This window comes from Micromonospora sp. ATA51 (genome assembly GCF_016802855.1).
Lineage (GTDB): Bacteria > Actinomycetota > Actinomycetes > Mycobacteriales > Micromonosporaceae > Micromonospora > Micromonospora sicca.
The window spans coordinates 1-5731 of the sequence record NZ_JAEVHJ010000382.1 but is presented as its reverse complement, the minus strand read 5'-3'; the positions used below and the strand labels follow the sequence as shown (position 1 = coordinate 5731).

Here is a 5731-nt window from a genome sequence, read left to right as displayed (position 1 = left end):
GCAGCGCGAAGCGGTGCAGGCCGCGCACCGCGCTGGCCGCCCGGGCCGCCGACGACACCGCGAGCGGCGGGTGCTCGTCGTCCCCGGCGCGCAGCCGGGCCAGGTGGGCCTCGACCTGGGTCGCGCCGACCGCGGCCAGGTCGGTCACCCCGGCCGCGGCGAGCGTGGCCAGGTAGCGGTCCAGATCCCGGCGGTACGACGAGAGCGTGTTGGCCGACAGCCCCCGCTCGACGGTGAGGTGGTCGAGGTAGCCGCGCACGGCACGGCGCAGGGCCGGCGCGGGCTCCACACCCGTGCCGGCCCCGGCCGATGTCGCGGTCAGCCCGTCGCCCCTCAGGCCAGCACGTCCGCCAGCGGCAGGGTGGCCATCCCGTGCGCCTCGGCGACCGGGCCGTAGACGACCTGACCCTGGTGGGTGTTCAGGCCCAGGGCGAGGGCCGGGTCGCGGCGCAGCCCCTCACGCCAGCCGTGGTTGGCCAGCTCCAGGGCGTACGGCAGGGTGACGTTGGTCAGCGCGTGCGTGCTGGTGTTCGGCACCGCGCCGGGCATGTTCGCCACGCAGTAGAAGATCGACTCGTGCACCTTGTAGACCGGGTCGGCGTGCGTGGTGGGACGCGAGTCCTCGAAGCAGCCGCCCTGGTCGATGGCGATGTCGACGAGCACGCTGCCCGGCTTCATCCGGGAGACCAGCTCGTTGGAGATGAGCTTCGGCGCCTTCGCACCCGGCACCAGCACCGCGCCGATGACCAGGTCCGCGTCCACCACGGCCCGCTCGATCTCGTACGCGTTGGAGGCGACGGTCTGCAGGTGGCCCCGGTAGATCGCGTCGGCCTGGCGCAGCCGGGCGACGTTCTTGTCCAGCAGCAGCACCTCGGACTGCAGGCCCAGCGCGATGGCGGCGGCGTTCATGCCGGAGACGCCGGCGCCGATGACCACGGTCTTGGCCGCGTAGACGCCGGAGACGCCGCCCGGCAGGACACCGCGCCCGCCGCCGGTGCGCATCATGTAGAAGGCGCCCACCTGCGGGGCGAGCCGGCCGGCCACCTCGGACATCGGGGCGAGCAGCGGCAGCGAGCGGTCGGGCAGCTCGACCGTCTCGTACGCGATGCCGGTGACCTTGCGGTCGATCAGCGCGTCGGTGCACTCCTTCGAGGCGGCCAGGTGCAGGTAGGTGAAGAGCACCTGCCCCTCGCGCATCCGGTGGTACTCCTCGGCGATCGGCTCCTTGACCTTGAGCACCAGCTCGGCGGCGTCCCACACCTCGTCGGCGGTGGCGAGGATCTTGGCGCCGGCGGCGGCGAACTCGTCGTCGCTGATGCTCGAGCCGACCCCGGCGCCGGACTCGACGAAGACCTCGTGACCGTGGCGGGTGAACTCGTTGACGCCCGCGGGCGTGATCGCCACGCGGTACTCGTGGTTCTTGACCTCGCGTGGGATTCCGACCTTCACGATGCAGACACCTCTCTTCGGGGCTGCCCACCCCCGACTGCTCGGCGCCACGACGGCCCCATTGCCGGCGCGGTCCACCGGTCCCGCCGGCGGCAGTCTAGGCCCGCCGGCCCGCCCCGGGAGCCAGCACAGTGACATCCGGTGCGCGGTCGTGCTGACGAAGTGTCAGGCGTCGACCGGGCCGGCGGTGGAGACCACCTCAGCCGTCAGGACAGTGTTCGCGCTCATCGTCCCACCGGCGGCGCGGCGGTGCGGACAGGATCGCCGGCGATCATCAAGGTGTCCGCACATCTGGGGCCTCATCGACGGCATCCTGATCCTGGTCAACGGTGGCGTCGACGGACAGGGCCGCCCGCTGCGGGACTGATCTCCGAGCAGACGACAGGGGCCGCGCGGTGACACCGCGCGGCCCCTTCTCGTCTCGCCCCGTCAGCGGGGCAGTGGCGCCTCCGGCCGGCGCAGCTCGGCGAAACCGGTCTCACGGGCGCGGGCGGCGGCGAGCAGCCCGGCCACGCAGGAGGCGTTGGTGATCTCCCCGGCCAGCACCATCCGGACCGCCTCGTCGAGGTCGATCCGGACGACCTGGAGGTCGGCCTCCTCGTCGCGGCGGTCGTGCCGCTGGTCGGCGGGCACGTCGGCCAGGTCGCGGGCCAGGAAGACCCGGACCACCTCGTTCGAGAAGCCCGGCGAGCTGTGCAGGTCCACCAGGACGTCGACGGCCCCGGCGGTCAGGTCGGCCTCCTCGGCCAGCTCCCGGGCCGCCGCCGCGGCCAGGTCCTCGCCGCTGACGTCCATCAGCCCGGCCGGCAGCTCCCACAGGTGCCGGCCGACCGGGTGCCGGTACTGGCGGATCAACACCACCTGACCGGCGTCGTCCAGGGCCACCACGGCCACCGCGCCGACGTGCCGGACGTAGTCACGGGTAGCGGTGCCGCCACCAGGCATCGTGACGTCGTCGCTGACCAGCGAGAAGATCCGGCCGGACCAGATCTCCCGGTGCTCGGTCACCTCGTAGCGGTGCTCGACGGCGCTCACGACGCCGACGCCACCTTCGCGGCGGCGGCGCCGTTGCGGCTGGCCGTCTTCGCCGGCGGGGCGTCCACCGGCGCGCCGTCCAGGTCCACCGGGAGCTGGTCGGCCTCGGAATACGCGATGGCGGCCTTGACGAAGCCGGCGAAGAGCGGGTGCGGCCGGGTCGGCCGGCTCTTCAGCTCCGGATGCGCCTGGGTGGCCACGAAGAACGGGTGCAGGCCGCGGTCCAGCTCGACGAACTCGACCAGCCGGCCGTCCGGCGAGGTGCCGGAGATGTGCAGCCCGGCCTTGGTGAGCTGGTCCCGGTAGGCGTTGTTCACCTCGTACCGGTGCCGGTGCCGCTCGCTGACCTCGGTGCTGCCGTACGACTCGGCGACCAGCGAGCCCTCGGCCAGCTTCGCCGGGTACGCCCCGAGCCGCATGGTGCCGCCCAGGTCGCCGCGGCCGGCGACGATGTCCTCCTGGTCGGCCATGGTGGCGATGACCGGGTGCTTGGCGTCCTCGTCGAACTCCAGCGAGTTCGCCCCGTCCAGGCCGGCCAGGTGGCGGGCCACCTCGATGGTCATGCACTGCAGGCCGAGGCAGAGCCCGAGCAGCGGGATGCCGTTCTCCCGGGCGTACCGGGCGGTGCCGATCTTGCCCTCGATGCCGCGGACGCCGAAGCCGCCGGGGATGACGATGCCGTCCACGCCGGCCAGGGCGGCCGCCGCGCCGGCCGGGGTGACGCAGTCGTCGCTGGGCACCCAGCGCAGCTGCACCCGGGCCCGGTGGCCGAACCCGGCGGCACGGATCGCCTCGCTGACCGACAGGTAAGCGTCGGGCAGGTCGACGTACTTGCCGACCACCGCGACGGTGACCGTGTGGTGCGGCTGGTGCACCCGGTCCAGCAGGTCGTCCCAGCTGGCCCAGTCCACGTCCCGGAAGGAGAGCCCGAGCCGGCGCACCACGTACGCGTCGAGGCCCTCCCGGTGCAGCACCTTCGGGATGTCGTAGATGCTCGGCGCGTCCGGGGCGGCGACGACCGCCTCCCGGTCCACGTCGCAGTAGAGCGAGAGCTTCTCCTTGAGCTTCTCCGGGATCTCCCGGTCGCAGCGCAGGACGATGGCGTCGGGCTGGATACCGATGCTGCGCAGCTGCGCCACCGAGTGCTGGGTCGGCTTGGTCTTCAGCTCGCCCGACGGCGCCAGGTACGGCACCAGCGAGACGTGCAGGTAGAAGCAGTTGTCCCGGCCCAGGTCGTGGCGGACCTGGCGGATCGCTTCCAGGAACGGCAGCGACTCGATGTCGCCGACCGTGCCGCCGACCTCGGTGATCACCACGTCCGGCACCTGGCCCTCAGCGTCCGGGTCGGCCATGCCGAGGATGCGGGACTTGATCTCGTTGGTGATGTGCGGGATGACCTGGACGGTGTCGCCCAGGTACTCGCCGCGCCGCTCCTTGGCGATCACGTCCGAGTAGATCTGCCCGGTGGTGACGTTCGCCTTGCCGGACAGCGCCCGGTCGAGGAACCGCTCGTAGTGCCCGACGTCGAGGTCGGTCTCGGCGCCGTCCTCGGTGACGAAGACCTCACCGTGCTGGAACGGGTTCATCGTCCCCGGGTCGACGTTGAGGTACGGGTCGAGCTTCTGCATCACCACGCGCAGTCCGCGCGCGGTCAGCAGATTGCCGAGGCTGGAGGCGGTGAGGCCCTTACCCAGCGAGGAGGCGACGCCCCCGGTGACGAAAATGTGCCTGGTCGTCCGTGCTGAAGGGGCCAACGCCTGCTCCCGTGTCGTCCGTAGCGGTCGTGCGAACCGCCTTGCCGATCAGCCAAGTGATCACGCGATCCACGGGATTCCACGGTAACACCTTTCCCTGCCCGAGCAGGCGTCGCACCCGCCGTAGACGCACGTCGGGCCCGGTCCGGGTCAGCCGGTGGGGACCTCCGTCGATGCCGGACCGGGCTGGCGGGCACGGTCACCGGCCGCCCGCCGGGCCCGGACGGCCCCGGTACGCCCGTCGACGCCGGCGCGTCGTCGGCCGTGCTCACCGGGCCGGAGCCGCCGGCGACCGGCTCGCCCGGTCCGCGGCCGTCGGGTGCCGCGGCCGTACCGGTGTCCCCGGCGTCCGGCGCCGACCCCTCCCCCGACGCGCGACCTCCCCCGGGACGGTCGCGCCGTCGACGGGGCCATCCACCGTGCCACCGGGACACTCGTCGCCGGGTCGCCCCGCGCCGGGTTGCGTGCGGTCGGTGGAGTGGTCCAGCACGCGCAGCGCGGCCAGCGCGGCCATCGGCACCACCAGTGCCCCCGCCGCCCCGGCCACGTCCAGCGCCGAACCGCCGAGCACCCCGCCGATGCCGGCGCCACGGCCGTGCCCGCCATCGCCGCCCGGATCGCCGGGTAGATGCCGAACAGCCGCATCAGGCCGCCCCACGGTTGCAGCAGCGCCAACCAGACCAGCGCCGCACCGGCCAACCCCAGCACGGTGAGCGGGCTGTTGACCAGGGTCTCCACGTTGGCGGTGCTGGAGCGGTGCACGGTGAGCCCGCCGGTGCCGTCGCCGACCGCGGCCAGGAACCGGCCGAGGCTGCCCCGCTCCGTCGCCGATCGGCGCACGTCCACCACGGCGAAGCCGACGGTGACCGCCAGCCCCGCCATGGTGGCCCAGGCGAGTCGGCTCACGGTCAGCCAGCCGCCGGCGCTGATCGCCGCGGCGACACTGACCCCGGCGGTCAGCGCGATCGCGCCGATCGAGTCCGCCCCCAGGTACGGACTGCCGACGACGACCACGGCGGCGCCGCCGACGGCCACCATCACCATCGGCCGCCAGGCGCGGCGGACCCGCTGGGCGAGCCAGCCCGCGCTGAGCAGCGAACCGGCGATGAAGACGCCCAGGCCGACGGTGCCGAGCCCGGCGTACCGGCCGCCCTCGAGCGCGGAGTAGCCGACCACGCCGTTGAGCTGCAACCGCGAGCCGGTGATCACGTCCACCCCGACCACCAGGGTGGCCAGGCCGGCGACCGCGCCGAGCGGGCCGAGGGTGCGGTCGTGCCCCGGGGTGAACCGGACCGCCGCCGTCCCGCCCACGATCAGCAGGGCGGTCACCACGCCGAACCACCAGCCGGCGTGCTGACCCCGCCACCACGGGGCCGCGTCGGCGAGCAGGGCGGCCGGCACCGCCAGGGCGGCGGCGACCAGCAGCAGCTCCACCGCGGCGACCACCCGCCGGGAGACGGGCTCGGGTCCGTGCGGGCCGGCGTGCCGGCGGG

At 73.8% G+C, this 5731-nt stretch carries 5 protein-coding genes and 1 pseudogene; 1 reads left to right on the top strand and 5 read right to left on the bottom strand.

From position 1 onward, the window contains the following. A partial coding sequence (locus JNW87_RS33740) for a site-specific integrase (RefSeq protein WP_375373578.1) occupies positions 1-322 on the bottom strand: 322 nt, incomplete at its 3' end. An 11-nt stretch (positions 323-333) separates the two neighbouring features. Further along, positions 334-1449, bottom strand: a complete 1116-nt coding sequence (ald, locus tag JNW87_RS33735) for an alanine dehydrogenase (protein WP_109804358.1) — start codon at positions 1447-1449, stop codon at positions 334-336. A 151-nt stretch (positions 1450-1600) separates the two neighbouring features. Here ald and JNW87_RS33730 point away from each other — a divergent pair, with 151 nt between their 5' ends. After that, positions 1601-1816 carry a hypothetical protein gene (locus tag JNW87_RS33730; protein ID WP_238455080.1) on the top strand — a complete coding sequence of 72 codons (216 nt, stop codon included), beginning with the start codon at positions 1601-1603 and terminating at the stop codon, positions 1814-1816. 62 nt (positions 1817-1878) lie between these two features. Here JNW87_RS33730 and JNW87_RS33725 read toward each other — a convergent pair whose 3' ends face one another. From JNW87_RS33725 to JNW87_RS33715, 3 genes and pseudogenes are all read right to left on the bottom strand, one after another. Next, positions 1879-2484, bottom strand: coding sequence for an NUDIX domain-containing protein (locus JNW87_RS33725; RefSeq protein ID WP_109804359.1), 606 nt, complete (start codon positions 2482-2484; stop codon positions 1879-1881). Continuing rightward, complete coding sequence (locus tag JNW87_RS33720; protein ID WP_109804360.1) at positions 2481-4238, bottom strand: CTP synthase; 1758 nt, start codon at positions 4236-4238, stop codon at positions 2481-2483. The genes JNW87_RS33725 and JNW87_RS33720 overlap by 4 nt, the downstream gene beginning before the upstream one ends. Before the next feature lie 284 nt (positions 4239-4522). Next, a pseudogene (locus tag JNW87_RS33715) lies at positions 4523-5731 on the bottom strand (hypothetical protein); the annotation flags it as partial.